This is a genomic window from Mucilaginibacter sp., from assembly GCF_028288225.1.
Lineage (GTDB): Bacteria > Bacteroidota > Bacteroidia > Sphingobacteriales > Sphingobacteriaceae > Mucilaginibacter.
On sequence record NZ_JAQBOC010000088.1, the window covers coordinates 139,352 to 154,101 of the forward strand.

Sequence of the window (14,750 nt, forward strand, 5' to 3'; positions counted from 1 at the left end):
GTGCGGATTTTGGATGTGCGGATATAGAAACGATGTGGGATATATAAATAGGCTAAGATTTGACAACTCCCAAAAGGAGTTGTCAAATCTCTCTGATGGCTATTTTGAATAAAAATCAAATGCTGCTTTTGCAATTTTAGCAATCACCGCATCGCGGGTTGCTTCGTCATCGGTTGAGTTACAAACAAAAACAGAAATAGCCAGGTGCTTGCCATTGGGCAAGGTAATTATCCCAACATCATTGGTGGCGGGCGATAAGCCTTCGGCATTGGTTGGCGAAGTACCGGTTTTATGGGCAACTATAGTAGCGGCCGACAGCAAGCCTTTTAAACGGTGCGGGCCAGTTGTTGTTTCGGTTAAGATCTTATACAGAAAATCGGTATTGGGTTTTGCGAGGATCTCTCCTTTATAAAATTTATCAAGCAATAAGGTAGCTTCTTTAGGCTTGCACCAGTTGGTATATTGCAGTTCCCATGATGACGCCATATCGGCTTCTGTGGCCCTTACAGCAATGCCTCTTATGCCCAGCCGCAGCATATAGTCCTGTACGGTTTTTGGCCCGTCAATTACCTTTAATAAAATATCGCAGGCATCATTATCACTTAATGACACCATGTAGCTTAACAGATCGCTAACGGATACATCCACATTTCCTTTGGGGTATTTATCGCGTAGCGGGCTGTATGTTTTTGGCAGATCCTTCTTTTTAATATGGATCATTTGGTTCAACGTAAGCTTCCCTGAATCAACCCAATGTAAAACAGTAAGCGCGATAGGGAATTTCATTACGCTGTGCATCACCAGGCGGGCATCGCCGTTAACAGATAAGGTATCCCGGCTTTCCAAACCTAAAATGGATACACCTACAATACCTTTTGCAGGCTTAATGATGTCTTTAATTTGCTGGCGCAACGCACTTTGCTGGGCCATTACAAAAACGGGGACTAAAAATATCAGTGTTAAACTTATTGACAGGATAAACTTTTTCATACTTAAAAATAGAATCAAGAGTTAAGAAACAAGAATCAGAAAAAATAGGATAACAACAAAAATCTATTGAACAAATACAAAATTAACAAACATTTCATCTTGATTCCTGACTCTTAATATCCTGACTCTTTCCCCACACGCAATATTAACGCATTTATTTTGTATGAATTTTAATCCAGTCAGAAATAATCTTCATTGCCACAGGCGACATGGTTTCTTCAATTTTTTCATACTCTGAAAGATCGCCTGTTGCAGCAGTTTGCAATAGGTGGTTTAAACCGGGTAAGGCCTTTACTTCAAAATCTTTGTTACCGTTTTTGGTTAAGATCTTTTTTATCAAACTTAAATTACTGGCGGCATCTACCTGCGTATCTTTTTCGCCGTTAATAGCCAATAAACTGCATTTAACCTTGCTCAGGTCATTTTCAGGATCGTAAGCAATAAAAAAGCGCATCCATGGTATATTATACAAACTGTTGTACTGTTTATATACATCCTTTATATCCACGTCTTTGGCATGTAACTCATCAAGCGTTTTTGGAGTTTGTGCTTTTTTCCAATTTTCAAATACCGGGGTGATTTGTTTATCCAAACTATCAACATTGGGTGACGATGCAAAAAGCTTCAGTATTCCAAGATGCAATTGTTTAAACGCGTTAATTGCAACAGTATCAAGTCCACCGCTCTTGAAAGCATATGCGTATTGCTCTGTAATTGTCACGGCCCCTCCAACTGCGGGTCCACCCCACAGTACTATAAAGCTAACATCTTTGCGCCGGGCGGCAACCATTGGTGCAATTATGCCGCCTTCGCTATGCCCAATAAGGCCTATGTGTTTTATATTAACGTCAGCTCTTGTTTCAAGGTAATTAAGACTGGCTTCCACATCATACGAAAAATCAAGGCTGGTTACATCCTTAATATTATTTCCCAATGAACTTTTACCTGCTCCCCTATCATCAACCCGTAAAACAGCGATTCCGTTTTTGGTTAAATAGTCGGCAAGCACCCAATATAATTTATGTCCAAAGATGGTTCCGTTCCTATCCTGTGTTCCGCTGCCGCTGATTATAATTACAGCCGGATATTTCCCGCTCCCGTTTGGCCTGGTAAAAGATGCACCATAATGCAGGCTTTTATCGGCATTATCATATTCCACATCCTCGCTAACATAACCAAACGGCGGCTTAGGGGTTTGTGATCTTACGGGTTCTTTTGATAGATCAGCCTTTTCAGCGGCAGTAATATGTTTTAGGTTTAACGTTGTTTTACCTCCTCCCTGTGCGTAAGTGCCGATAATACCATCCTTTCCATCCCATAAACCTTTGTAACTGCCACCTATAACTGCTATTTCAACAAAAAGGCTGTCCTTCACAACTGTAGTTTTGCTGCAGGCTATCCCAAATGCCTTTTGATCCGGGCTATCAAGGGTGGATCTATAGGCACCATCATTATTTCTATCAATATTAAAAACCAAACGAAGGCTTACACTTCCAACTGGTATTGAACCTTGCCAGCTGCCGGTTAAATCCTGGGCTTTTAACTGACAGATGGTGCAAAGAGTGAAAACACAGATCAATAATTTTTTCATTGGTTTTTAAGTAGCTGTTTTTTAAATAAAGGTATAAATAATTGGCACCAATACTAGCTTGACAGTATATTGCTACTGCTTAAGTGCAGTAATATGACTTAAATGATTTTTTTGTTACTTGCTCAATAATTCTCCAAAATTTCGTTACTTGTAACTATCAATCAAACTACTATCATGCAAAGAAGAAATTTCCTTAAAACCAGCTCATTGGCCGGTTTAACATTAACTACACTGGCTGCAACCTCATGCAATTTATTTTCCTCTAAAAAGGATAAAGACGATGCAGGTAAAGAAAAAGCTGGTGATTTTGTTTTAAACGAGGTAACCATTGATGTTTTACAGCAAAAGATGAAAAACAAGGAATATACTTCGCGCTCCATAACCGAAATGTATTTAAAGCGGATAGATGATATTGATAAAAATGGACCAAAGCTTAATGCGGTTATCGAAATAAATAAGGATGCGTTAAACATGGCAGACGCAATGGATAAGGAACGTGGAGCCGGGAAGGTGCGCGGGCCTTTGCATGGGATCCCGGTTTTAATAAAAGATAACATCAATACCGGCGACAATATGCGTACCACTGCCGGGGCCCTCGCTATAGCGGATAATTATGCCAAACAGGACGCATTTATAGTACATAAATTAAGGCAGGCAGGTGCCGTAATACTGGGTAAAACCAATTTAAGCGAGTGGGCCAATTTCAGAAGCACTCACTCTACCAGTGGATGGAGCAGCCGGGGCGGGCAAACCAAGTGCCCATATATTTTGGATAGAAACCCAAGCGGATCAAGTGCCGGATCGGGTTCAGCGGTATCGGCTAATTTATGCGCCATAGCTATAGGGACCGAAACCGACGGCTCTATTGTTTCGCCATCATCGGTAAACGGCCTTGTTGGCATTAAACCTACTGTAGGTTTATGGAGCCGATCAGGCATTATCCCAATCTCAAAAACACAAGATACCGCCGGGCCAATGGCGCGTACGGTAAGGGATGCGGCCATTTTATTGGGCGCATTAGCCGGTGATGATCCGCAGGATATTTACACATTAACCAGCAAGGGTAAAATTGAACCCGACTATACTAAGTTTTTAGATGCCGATGGGCTAAAAGGCAAGCGCATCGGTATTGAAAAGGACGGGCTGAAAGTTAACCCAGCAATGGATGCTATATTTCAGCAGGCTATTGATACTTTAAAAAGTAAGGGAGCTACCATTGTTGAAGTTGAGCTATACAAAAAAATAAAAGAAGCGGGCAAAAATGGATTTACTGTATTGCTGTATGAGTTTAAAGACGGATTAAACAAATATTTAAGCGAGGCCAATTCAAAAGTAAAATCACTGGCTGATGTAATAGCTTTTAATAAAAAGAACGAAGCCAAAGCGATGCCGTTTTTTAAACAGGAAACCCTTGAGCTGGCAGATAAAAAAGGCGGACTGGATGAAAAAGAATATATGGATGCCGTTCAGAAAACAAGCGGCATTACCCGTAATGCCATTGATACCCTGCTAAAAGAAAACAAGCTTGATGCCATAGTTGCGCCAACCAATGGCTTTGCCGTTTGCATCGACCTGGTTAATGGCGATTATGATAACGGCTTCTCGTTTTCAGGCCCGGCTGCCATGGCGGGATATCCGCATATTACAGTTCCAATGGGTTACGCTTATGGGTTGCCTGTTGGCATCTCTTTTATTAGCACCGCTTATAAAGAGGCTGATATAATTACACTCGGCTATGCTTATGAGCAGGCATCGAAGAAAAGAGTAGCGCCGCTTTTTAAGGATATTGTTGGGTAGTTGATTGAGTTGGATTGGGTTAGATTAAGTTGATTGAGTTAAACAGAAAGCTGCTAATAAATATTTAACCGTTCGGCATAATCAACTCGCGCAAGCTAACTAACTAATTACTATTTTTAGCCCTGCGAAAAGTCGGAAGTCCGAAAGATAAAACAATCGCTTCCGGCTATGAACTATCAACCATTAACTATAAACTAAATGGAATTTGGCCGTGTAACACCCCAGGAATTAAATGAAGTAGATTTTACACTTCCGCCTGATCCTGAATTAACTATAAAAACACTGCAGGCAGCCAAAAATGGTCAGCCTTTGCAAGTTCATGTAGGATGTGCCAAATGGGGCCGTAAGGAATGGGTCGGCAAAATATATCCGCCCAAAACAAAAGACGCAAACTTTTTGGATGAGTATGTAAAGCACTTTGACTGTATTGAGCTTAATGCCACATTTTACAATGTTTACCCGCCCGAAACCATTGTCAAGTGGAAAGAAAAGGCAAATGTTAATCCCGGTTTTAAATTTTGCCCTAAATTTTCGCAAAGCATCAGCCATATCCGCCGGTTAAAAAATGCTGAGGAGATCACCACCAAATACTATGAAGGCATTATGGCCTTTGGCGATAAGCTTGGCCCGCTGTTTTTGCAGGTGGGTGACAACTTTACGCCTAAAAGCCTGCTTGATTTAAAGGCGTATCTTGAGCAATTACCAAAAGATGTGCCGGTGTTTTTAGAGCTGCGTCATAAGGAATGGTTTGCCAATGCTGAAAACCGCGACGCTATATTTAACCTGCTGCACGAGTTGCAAATTGGCGCGGTAATAACAGATGCATCGGGCCGCAGGGATGTTGTACATATGGAACTGCCTACACCGCATGCGTTTATCCGCTTTGTGGGCAACAGCCTTCATACCACTGATTATACCAGGGTTGATGAATGGATCGAGCGCATTAAACAATGGCAGCAGATGGGTTTACAGTCGGTTTGGTTTTTTATGCACCAGCACGATGAGCGGTATTCGCCGGAGTTAGCTGACTATGTGGTGGAACAGCTTAATAAGAAATTGGGTCTGAACCTCTTGAGACCAACCTTTATTGATAGGGATAAAGGGTTGTTTAATTAACACGATTGAAAGATTTTAGGGATTATCGTGATTTTATTAAATTTCAAATCACTGAATCTTGTTTACTATGATACCAGCCCTGAAATTACATTAATGCTTAACGCAACAATTGTGGTGTTAAATGCAAAAGAGAGTAAGGCATGCGTAAGAGCTATGCGCCGAACGCGGCGTGACGTTATCACTACATCAGATACCTGGAAAGTCATACCGATGACAAAAGAAAAATAAACAAAGTCCATATAATCCGGATCTTCTTTACCGGGAAAATCCAATCCACCTGTTGACTTTGGATCATCTTTATCAATGCCCGTACTATAATACAAATGTGCATACCTCAGTGCGAATATAGTGTGCAGAAGCCACCATGAAATAAGTACGGCCGTAATAGCAAGAAATATATGCCCTATTTTATCAGCATCCGGGAGCCCTTTGGTTGCTTTTAATAAAAACAATATGGCACCCAAACTTGCTACTGAAGCCGCCATAATAAACAAAAACAGGAAGGTGCGGCTTGAATCTTGTAGTTTGGCTATTTTTCGCACCTCGCGCGGATGTGAAGAAAGTATAATTACCCAATCCAAAGCAATTACGGTAACCGCACAGCCTATCCAGGTAAGTAATATTATTGATGGCGTTGTTGAATTGCTGCGAATACAAAAAAAAACTATTGCACTTACCATTAAAGAAATAAGTAAGCGGTAATGCGCGTCTAAACGAAAAAATATGCGTTTATCAGCTTTTAATGTTTTTGCCATAGGGGTGTGTAGGAAATCCGGAAAATCGGGAAAGACCGAAAGTCTGGAATGTTGTTAAAATAAAACTCTAAGATATAAAGTTTTATGGAAGATATTAATCTTCTACGATTTCAATCACCCGTCCTACCTGCCCGTCTTCCAACCTCACTTTTATACCGCGGGAATGATAGGCAGAACTTGTAAGCAGGTCCTTAACAAATCCTCTTGTTCTTTTGCCCGACCGCTGATCTTTTTTAAGGATGATATCGACTTCAAGACCGGGATAAATATCGCTTCTGTTTTGTCCGTTCATGGTTTTTAAGTCCGAAAGTCGGGAAAGACCGAAAGTCCGGAAGAAATAGTTAGCTAATTTATAGTTTGTAAATTACAGTCCCTTATTCTTTTTTAACAAAATGTTAAGAGTCTTTTGTTTTACTTCTTCATCAATACCAACAAATGGCTTGGTGACCACCCATTTATTTTTGATATAAGATGGCAAATTATTCAATGATGAATCATCATCTATAATAACATAGTTTTGCTCCAGGCCATTAATATCTACCCATTCTTTTATTTCCGATCCTCTATCCCGCATTTCTGCTATAGATCCTACATTATTAATTTTTGACAGGACATCAATATTTATTCCTCTTGCCTTAAAAATTTCCAGCCATTTTTCAATGGTATGACTAATTCTGTGGGTGGTTGTTAAAACTACAGAAGCATTGGTTTCAAGTAATATGGCGGAAAGATTTTCTGCTGACGATTTATTAAAAAGCATAAAACCATCCTGACCTATTTCAACTTTTTTCCATGGCGGACTGATGACTAAAACACCATCGATATCAAGTAGAATAGTCATTATAATTAACTAACAAGCTCTTTTATCGCCTTCTCCACCTTCCCAAAGTCAAAACTCCCAATCAGCTTATCAAATGATGCTGTTATCTCCTCATTCATTAAATTGCCAATGCTTCCTTCATGGGTATGATTTACCTGTTTATTGGGGCTAAAATCACCTTTTTCAATAGCCAGGCCAACTTGTTTATAAGCATCGCGGAATGGGGTGCCATTCAGCACCATTCTGTTTACTTCTTCTACACTAAAAAGATAAGCATACTTAGGATCATTCAGGATGTCTTTATTAACGGTGATATTCTGCAGCATGAAGGTTGCCATATGCAGGCAGTTCTTCAAATCGGCAAATGCAGGGAACAAGAGTTCTTTAAGCAGCTGCAACTCGCGATGATAGCCTGATGGCAGATTGGTTGTCATCATAGCCACATCATTTGGCAGGGCCTGCAGGCGGTTGCACTTGCCGCGCATAATTTCCCAAACATCGGGATTCTTTTTATGCGGCATAATGCTGCTGCCGGTTGTCAGCGTATCCGGATAACTTACAAAGGCAAAATTCTGACTTAAATACAAAGCCTGATCCATCGCCATTTTAGCCAATGTGGCGGCTATGGATGATAAGGCCTGTGCAATTATCCTTTCCGTTTTACCACGACCCATCTGCGCATAAACAACGTTATAATTCAAGCTGTCAAAACCTAAAAGATTTGTGGTTAACGTACGATTTAGCGGAAAAGATGAGCCATAACCGGCTGCTGAGCCTAATGGATTTTTGTTGGTGATCTTGTACGCAGCCAAAACCAGTTCAAGGTCATCAGCTAAACTTTCGGCATAAGCGCCGAACCATAGGCCAAATGATGATGGCATGGCCACCTGTAAATGGGTGTAGCCTGGCAATAAAACATCTTTATGCTCTTCGCTTAGCTCAATCAGTTGGCGGAACAGCGTTGTGGTTTCTTCCACAACCTGCTGAAGCTCGTGCCTGAAATACAGCTTAAGGTCAACCAGAACCTGGTCGTTTCGTGAGCGGCCACTGTGGATCTTTTTACCGGCATCGCCAATGCGCTGAGTAAGCAGCATTTCAACCTGCGAATGTACATCTTCAACTTCAGGCTGAATAGTAAAATCGCCGCTTGCAATATCTTTATAAATATTTTTAAGTTCCTTTTGTACCAGGTGCAGATCATCGGCGCTCATCAGCCCGATGCTTTCCAGCATTTGGGTGTGTGCCAGTGAACCGAGCACATCAAAGGCAGCCATTTGGAGGTCGAACTCACGATCGCGACCTACGGTGAAGTTTTCTACGAGTTCATTTACGGTAATGGACTTTTGCCAGATTTTGCTCATGGTGTAAATATTGTATTCGATGTTATTGCTCTGTTTTTGAACTATAGGATTAAAAGATTGCCTGCCTTTGTTGGTGTTGTCACCAACAAATCACATGATGCTATGTGCTTTATATTTGTACAACCTGCCTGGCGGTTATTTGCAATACACAAACTTAATCCAACTTGTTGGTGACAACACCAACAAGGGCTAAATATACTTAATATGCTAATATGGTATATATTTATTCAATGTTCAGCCTTTGTTGGTGTTATCACCAACAAATTGTGTGATGTTATGTGTTTTGTAACTGTGCAACCCGCTTGGTGGTTATCTGCAATAAACAAACTTAATCCAACTTGTTGGTGACAACACCAACAAGGGCCATAAATTATTCTAACAGATGCTTTCCAGCATCTTAATATACAACTCAATCCCTTCTCTTATCTCGTCCACATACACAAACTCATCAGCTGTATGCGACCGTGCCGAATCGCCGGGACCAACCTTTAACGAAGGAATATCCAACAACGACTGATCAGATGTTGTTGGTGAGCCATAGGTGGTTCTGCCCAATGCTATCCCTGCCTGCACTATCGGATGTTCTTTATCAATTTTTGATGGCTTAAGGCGGATAGAACGCGGGGTTACGTCACAGCTAACATGCTGACGGATGATCTCCAGCACTTCCTCGTTACGGTAAGCATCCGTAACCCTAACATCAACCGTAAAAGTACAGCTTGCCGGTACCACATTATGTTGTGATCCCGCATTAATTATGGTAACCGACATTTTTATCGGCCCAAAAACTTCTGACTCATTCTGGAAACGGAAGGTGCGGAACCATTCAATATCGGTTAACGCTTTGTAAATGGCGTTATCCCCTTCTTCGCGGGCGGCATGGCCTGCTTTGCCGTGCGCCACACAATCCAGCACCATCAGTCCGCGCTCGGCAATAGCCAGCTGCATCAGGGTAGGCTCGCCAACTATGCCAAAATCCAGCTGACCGAGTTCAGGGATGATCAATTCCAAACCATTAACGCCGGAGATCTCTTCTTCGGCGGTTGTTGCCAGGCAAAAGTTATATTTAAGGTTTTCCCGCTCATAAAAATACAGGAAAACATTGATCAGTGATACCAGGCATCCCCCCGCATCATTACTGCCAAGACCATAAAGCTTACCATCCTCAATTTTAGCATCGTAAGGATCGCGGGTATAACCTGAATTAGGCTTTACCGTATCGTGGTGTGAATTAAGCAGGATGGTTGGCTTTGCCGCATCAAAATATCGGTTGTACGCCCAGATGTTGTTTAGCTTACGATGGGTTTTGACATCTTTGTCCTGCAAAAATTTCTCTATCAGATCGGCAGTAAGTTTTTCTTCTTTACTGAAGGAAGGTATAGCTATAAGCTGCTGCAGCAGGCTAACTGCTTGTTGATATAATGTTTTTGTATCAGTCATAAAATTTCGCTGCAAAATTAATGTTTTTGGGGAAGATTGTTGAAAGGATGAAACGTTTAAAAGTTGGAATCTTGCACAGTCAGTTTTCAGTCATCATATTTTTACATGTCAGCAATACATTTCCGTATTTATAAATCCCTATTATTGCAGCCGAAAAACGAAAACAGATGATGAAAAATATATTCTTTCCAGGCGTCTTTTTATTATGCTTTATTGCTGCTGCAAATGCCCAAACTACCAAAGTTTACAATAAAAATGGCTATAAACTAACCCTTACTAACTATGATGCTACGCTTGACACAACTGAGCTGACAAGATTGGCAAAAACATTCTATATAGTTTATCCTGAGCTGGCGAAAGAATATAACCCCAATACACTAAAGGATGTTAAGATGGTTGTTGATACCAACTACAAAGGCGTAGCAGCCACAGCCGATGGTAAGGTTACCATAGCTTCAAGCTGGTTGCACAAACGCCCTGAAGATATTGATGTGGTTACTCATGAAGTAATGCACATTGTTCAGGACTATGGTGAAAGTGTTGGGCCGGGATGGTTAACTGAAGGTATTGCCGATTACGCACGTAACAAATTCGGTGTAAATAATGTGGCGGCAAAGTGGAGTTTACCCGACTATAAATCAACCCAAAACTATGATAACGCCTATCGTATTACTGCCCGTTTTTTAGTTTGGATAGAAGCGAAAGTTAAACCAGGGATTGTAAAAGAGCTTGACAGCCAAATGAGAAAACATACTTACACCGACAACTCATGGAAGCAGCAAACCGGTAAAACGGTTGATGAGCTTTGGAAGGCTTATACAGAAGACCCGGCTGTTTAATCCTCAATTTTTGAATGTTTGCGGGTATCGTTCATAGTAACATATAATATCAGCGACAAGGCTATACAGATGGTAACATACCAGTAAAACCATTCCTGGTGACCGTCGTTTTTAAACCATAACGCAATATATTCTGCCGTTCCGCCAAATAAAGATACAGCTATGGCATAAGGGAAACCAACACCCAATGCTCTAACATTAGCCGGGAAAAGCTCGGCCTTTACTACAGCATTGATCGAGGTGTAGCCGCTTACAATAATAAGCGCACACATAATGAGGGCAAACCCCATCCAAACGTCCTTAGTTTGACTTAAGGCCAAAAGGATGGGTACGGTTGTTAATGTGCCAAGTATGCCAAAGCTTATTAACAAAGGTTTGCGGCCAATTTTGTCAGACAACAACCCGAAAACCGGCTGCAGCAGCATAAAGCCAACCAGGGTAAGCGTGGATATAAGTGTAGCACTGTTTTTAGAAAAGCTGGAAGTGTTTACTAAAAACTTTTGCATATAAGTTGTAAACGTATAAAAAGCAACCGTGCCGCCAACTGTTAATCCTATTACAGTTAAAACAGCTTTTGGGTGTTCGGCCAATGCTTTTATTGTGCCCCGGTTTGATTGCGCTTTGCTGTCTTTTTCATCAATATTAACCGATTCCTGCAGGGTGCGCCTTAAATACATTACCGTTATTGCTAATACCGCCCCAATACCAAAAGGGATGCGCCAACCCCACTGGTGCAGTTCTTTATCAGTTAAAAAAGCCTGCTGCAGTAAAACCAGTACACCCAGAGCCAAAAGCTGGCCCATTATAAGGGTTACATACTGAAAGCTTGAATAAAAGCCACGGTGTTTTTTGGTGGCCATTTCGCTAAGGTAAGTAGCACTGGTACCATACTCGCCGCCAACACTCAAGCCTTGTATAATTCGCGCCAAAACCAATAACAACGGTGCTGCAACACCAATTTGCTTGTAGCCGGGGGTAATGGCGATAATAAGCGAACCAACACTCATTAATAAAACTGAGAAGGTAAGTGCGGCTTTACGGCCTTTTCTATCTGCAAAGGTGCCCATTACCCAACCGCCTATTGGCCGCATTAAAAAACCGATAGCAAAAATGCCGGCTGTATTTAATAACTGAACCGTTTGATTTTCTTTTGGAAAAAAGGCGCCTGAAAAATACAGGGAAAAGGCAGTATAAACGTACCAATCGTACCACTCAACCAGGTTACCTAATGAGCCGCCTATTATGGAGCGGATTCTTTCGCCTGTTGTTTGCGGTGTGGTTTTTTTTTGCATAAAATTATGACAAGACTTACAGATGTAGCAACATTTATATTTTACCGATAAATCTATAATTTTTTATTTAAGGACTATATCTCCACAGAATACTTATGAAAAAAATTGGTGACCATGTGCCGGATGGGGTAAGCATAAAACTACATATCCGGTTTCTTTGCAGAACCAATTAGATTAACATCCACCAGTTCCAGAGATTTAACCGTGTGCTGAACTGTTTCCTTGTACTTCTTAAAATGAGGTGTTTGTATATGTAAATTGTATGCGGCTGAATCAGCATATATTTCAAGTATTGTGATGTGCGAGGGGTCGCTTTTATTGGCAACAGCGTAATAAGTTAGTACTCCCGGCTCCACACGAACAGCAGTAGTCATCTGTTCTTTTAGTGCGGCGTTATATTTTTCTAATTGCAATGGATCGACTTGAATTTTTGCCAGTCTAACCATTTGATTTTTCTGCTGTGCAATAGCTTTTTTACTAAAAGAAAGCGTGAGTATACCTATAGCAACAATCAAAATCAGTCGGCTATTACAGATTAATTGCATTTTAATAGTTGTTTTAAATGCGTTCATATTATTGGGGTACATTTCCTCAGTAAATATAGTCATATCCATTATAATCATATCCAGCTGTAAAAGTTCAAACCGGGGAGATTTCCAATTAATACTGATGCTTGAAAATTTTAGTTATTTTAGCACATATAAACCCCCGGTCATAATTTAAACAATGGATGAGAATTTCAAGTTTCGTGCGACACTGAAATCGGACGAAGAGCTTCATGAGCGTATTAACAACCGCGAAAAGTATTTACCCGAAACTGTAGAAGCTGCAGTTGATGAGCTAAAAATAAGAGGTGTTGAATTTTCAGATGAAGAACTTACGGTAATAGCCGAAGATATGCAGGCCCGCCGGGAGCTTGCTAAAAGCGGAATGGAAAATATTAACTTATTTAAATACACAGACAGTAATAATCAGGTGGAAGATCCTGATGCCCAGGTATTTTATTCTAAACGTGCCATTTATATTTTCTCAATTCTTTTCAGTGTCTTATTTGGTTCTGTAATGCTGGCTATAAATGTTGCTAAAGTTGAAAAAATGACTAAAGCGCTGTTGGTGGTACTTTTTGGATTAGGTTATACGGCATTTACAATTGCCCTTGCCGACCCGGTAAGTTTACCAACAGCCGCAGGGATTTTTATAGGGATGATTGGCGGCTATACCATGAATGCATTTTTCTGGAACAGGTATATAGGTAAAGGAACGCTTTACAGGTTGAAGCCTGTCTGGGTTCCCTTAGGTATAGCATTGGCAATTACAGTCCCTTTAATAATTTTCATCATTAAATATGGCACCCTATGAAAAAATTAATAATCCTTACCTTCCTGCTTCAAATTGCGGTATCATTTTGTTACAGCCAGCAGAAGCCTGCTCCTTATGGCAACAATGCAGCCGCAGGTAAATATTACAATATCCGCGGTATTAAAATATATTGCGAGGTGTATGGCACAGGCAAGCCACTGCTGATGATCCATGGCAATGGCGGCAGCATTTCGGCCTTTAGTAAAAACATCCCCTATTTTGCTAAAAAGTATAAGGTTATTGCGGTGGATAGCCGCGCCCATGGTAAATCAACCGACAGCAAGGATTCATTAAGCTTTGAAATGATGGCCGATGATTTTGCCGCCTTGCTAGATACCATGCATATTAGTAAAAGCTATGTGCTTGGCTGGAGTGATGGCGGTATTAACGCCATATTACTGGCTATGCGCCACCCGGATAAAGTGATCAAATTTGCATCAACCGGCGCTAATTTATGGCCCGACTCGACAGCTTTAACCCCCGCTACCTGGAAGGACATGCGCGATCATTACAATTCAGACAAAAACAAACCCAGAACAACGGCCAGGCAGAAAAACGAGTGGAAGATTTTCATGCTCGACTGGTTGCAGCCTAACATAAAACTGTCTGCCTTAAAAGCTATAAAATGCCCCTCACTGATAATTTGCGGTGATCATGACCTGATCCCCGTTGAGCATACTAATTTAATCTACCAAAATATAAAAAAAGGATTCCTGTGGGTAGTACCAAATTCGGGACATGGCACCCTGGTTGAACATGCTGCTGATTTTAATAAAAAGGCAGATGATTTTTTTACGCTAAACTCTTTTTGACGCTTTGAAACGGCGTGCAAGCTGAGTTGTATAGAATTTACTTTACAAAGTAACCCCTCTCTTTTGGAAAGGGGCTAACACTCAACATATATATAAAGTCCCCTCCCTCTCACCGGAGCGGGTTATTTATAGGCAATTTATTTTTAAGGCTAATTTCCCATCCTTTTTCTAAGTGATAGCTGTACATCAAGCATAGGCCAGGGGGTATATTCCTTGTCGATGATATCGCCTATCTCGTCAATCGGAATGATTTCGGTGCCGAACAGGTGCCGAACGCGTTTCCATATTCCAAAATCGTTTTTTGTTATTATGTGACAGGTTGCATAGTTAAATACGCTAAACGTATAATTATCGGCGCCGTTGCGGATAATCCTATAAGTCTGTTCTTTTATTATTACTTCTATTGCTGTCATGGTTTAGTACAACAAATGTAACTGCTAAAACCATGTGATACAAATAATTACAGGGGGTATTTTAACCCAATTTAAGAGGGTGTTTTAACGGGGAGGGGTACCGTTATTTAACGGTATTTGTCAAAAACGTCATGCTGCTTATTTCAGCACCCCACATGCCAGGTT

Annotated in this window: 15 protein-coding genes; 5 read left to right on the forward strand and 10 right to left on the reverse strand. The window is 41.0% G+C overall.

What is annotated here, in order from left to right:
- Nucleotides 1–99: 99 nt before the first annotated feature.
- Both bla and JWQ54_RS26480 read right to left on the reverse strand, forming a co-directional pair.
- A complete protein-coding gene (gene bla, locus JWQ54_RS26475) occupies nt 100–990 on the reverse strand; it encodes a class A beta-lactamase, subclass A2 (RefSeq protein ID WP_299590897.1) in 891 nt (296 codons plus the stop codon).
- A gap of 154 nt (nt 991–1,144) precedes the next feature.
- On the reverse strand, nt 1,145–2,581 hold the full coding sequence (locus tag JWQ54_RS26480) for an alpha/beta fold hydrolase (RefSeq protein ID WP_299590898.1): 1,437 nt from the start codon (nt 2,579–2,581) through the stop codon (nt 1,145–1,147).
- Between the two features lie 174 nt (nt 2,582–2,755).
- Here JWQ54_RS26480 and JWQ54_RS26485 point away from each other — a divergent pair, with 174 nt between their 5' ends.
- Together JWQ54_RS26485 and JWQ54_RS26490 are read left to right on the forward strand one after the other, a co-directional pair.
- Nucleotides 2,756–4,378 carry an amidase gene (locus JWQ54_RS26485; RefSeq protein ID WP_299590899.1) on the forward strand — a complete coding sequence of 541 codons (1,623 nt, stop codon included), beginning with the start codon at nt 2,756–2,758 and terminating at the stop codon, nt 4,376–4,378.
- Nucleotides 4,379–4,576: 198 nt separating this feature from the next.
- Nucleotides 4,577–5,494, forward strand: a complete 918-nt coding sequence (locus JWQ54_RS26490; protein ID WP_299590900.1) for a DUF72 domain-containing protein — start codon at nt 4,577–4,579, stop codon at nt 5,492–5,494.
- 65 nt (nt 5,495–5,559) lie between these two features.
- Here the strand turns inward: JWQ54_RS26490 and JWQ54_RS26495 are convergent, their stop codons facing one another.
- The 5 genes from JWQ54_RS26495 to JWQ54_RS26515 form a co-directional block, all read right to left on the reverse strand.
- Nucleotides 5,560–6,249: a DUF1345 domain-containing protein gene (locus tag JWQ54_RS26495; RefSeq protein WP_299590901.1), complete on the reverse strand. Its 690-nt coding sequence runs from the start codon at nt 6,247–6,249 to the stop codon at nt 5,560–5,562.
- Between the two features lie 94 nt (nt 6,250–6,343).
- Nucleotides 6,344–6,541: a YwbE family protein gene (locus tag JWQ54_RS26500; RefSeq protein ID WP_299590902.1), complete on the reverse strand. Its 198-nt coding sequence runs from the start codon at nt 6,539–6,541 to the stop codon at nt 6,344–6,346.
- 72 nt (nt 6,542–6,613) lie between these two features.
- On the reverse strand, nt 6,614–7,090 hold the full coding sequence (locus tag JWQ54_RS26505; protein WP_299590903.1) for an HAD domain-containing protein: 477 nt from the start codon (nt 7,088–7,090) through the stop codon (nt 6,614–6,616).
- 5 nt (nt 7,091–7,095) lie between these two features.
- Nucleotides 7,096–8,430, reverse strand: coding sequence for an argininosuccinate lyase (argH, locus tag JWQ54_RS26510; RefSeq protein ID WP_299590904.1), 1,335 nt, complete (start codon nt 8,428–8,430; stop codon nt 7,096–7,098).
- A 375-nt stretch (nt 8,431–8,805) separates the two neighbouring features.
- The gene (locus JWQ54_RS26515) at nt 8,806–9,870 is read right to left on the reverse strand and encodes a M20 family metallo-hydrolase (protein WP_299590905.1); all 1,065 of its coding nucleotides are present in this window, start codon (nt 9,868–9,870) and stop codon (nt 8,806–8,808) included.
- A 167-nt stretch (nt 9,871–10,037) separates the two neighbouring features.
- Here JWQ54_RS26515 and JWQ54_RS26520 point away from each other — a divergent pair, with 167 nt between their 5' ends.
- Nucleotides 10,038–10,709 (forward strand): basic secretory protein-like protein, encoded by a 672-nt coding sequence (locus JWQ54_RS26520; protein WP_299590906.1) that lies wholly within the window; start codon nt 10,038–10,040, stop codon nt 10,707–10,709.
- On the opposite strand, the gene JWQ54_RS26525 is transcribed toward JWQ54_RS26520, so the two are convergent.
- Together JWQ54_RS26525 and JWQ54_RS26530 are read right to left on the reverse strand one after the other, a co-directional pair.
- Nucleotides 10,706–12,001 (reverse strand): MFS transporter, encoded by a 1,296-nt coding sequence (locus JWQ54_RS26525; protein ID WP_299590907.1) that lies wholly within the window; start codon nt 11,999–12,001, stop codon nt 10,706–10,708. The two genes, JWQ54_RS26520 and JWQ54_RS26525, sit on opposite strands and share 4 nt — an antisense overlap.
- A gap of 140 nt (nt 12,002–12,141) precedes the next feature.
- A complete protein-coding gene (locus tag JWQ54_RS26530) occupies nt 12,142–12,573 on the reverse strand; it encodes a putative quinol monooxygenase (RefSeq protein WP_299590908.1) in 432 nt (143 codons plus the stop codon).
- Nucleotides 12,574–12,727: 154 nt separating this feature from the next.
- Between JWQ54_RS26530 and JWQ54_RS26535 the strand changes: the two genes are divergently transcribed.
- Together JWQ54_RS26535 and JWQ54_RS26540 are read left to right on the forward strand one after the other, a co-directional pair.
- Nucleotides 12,728–13,360, forward strand: a complete 633-nt coding sequence (locus JWQ54_RS26535; protein ID WP_299590909.1) for a hypothetical protein — start codon at nt 12,728–12,730, stop codon at nt 13,358–13,360.
- Nucleotides 13,357–14,172, forward strand: coding sequence for an alpha/beta hydrolase (locus JWQ54_RS26540; protein ID WP_299590910.1), 816 nt, complete (start codon nt 13,357–13,359; stop codon nt 14,170–14,172). Before JWQ54_RS26535 ends, JWQ54_RS26540 begins: the two co-directional genes overlap by 4 nt.
- A 149-nt stretch (nt 14,173–14,321) precedes the next feature.
- Here JWQ54_RS26540 and JWQ54_RS26545 read toward each other — a convergent pair whose 3' ends face one another.
- A complete protein-coding gene (locus JWQ54_RS26545; protein ID WP_299590911.1) occupies nt 14,322–14,585 on the reverse strand; it encodes a hypothetical protein in 264 nt (87 codons plus the stop codon).
- Between the last annotated feature and the right edge of the window lie 165 nt (nt 14,586–14,750).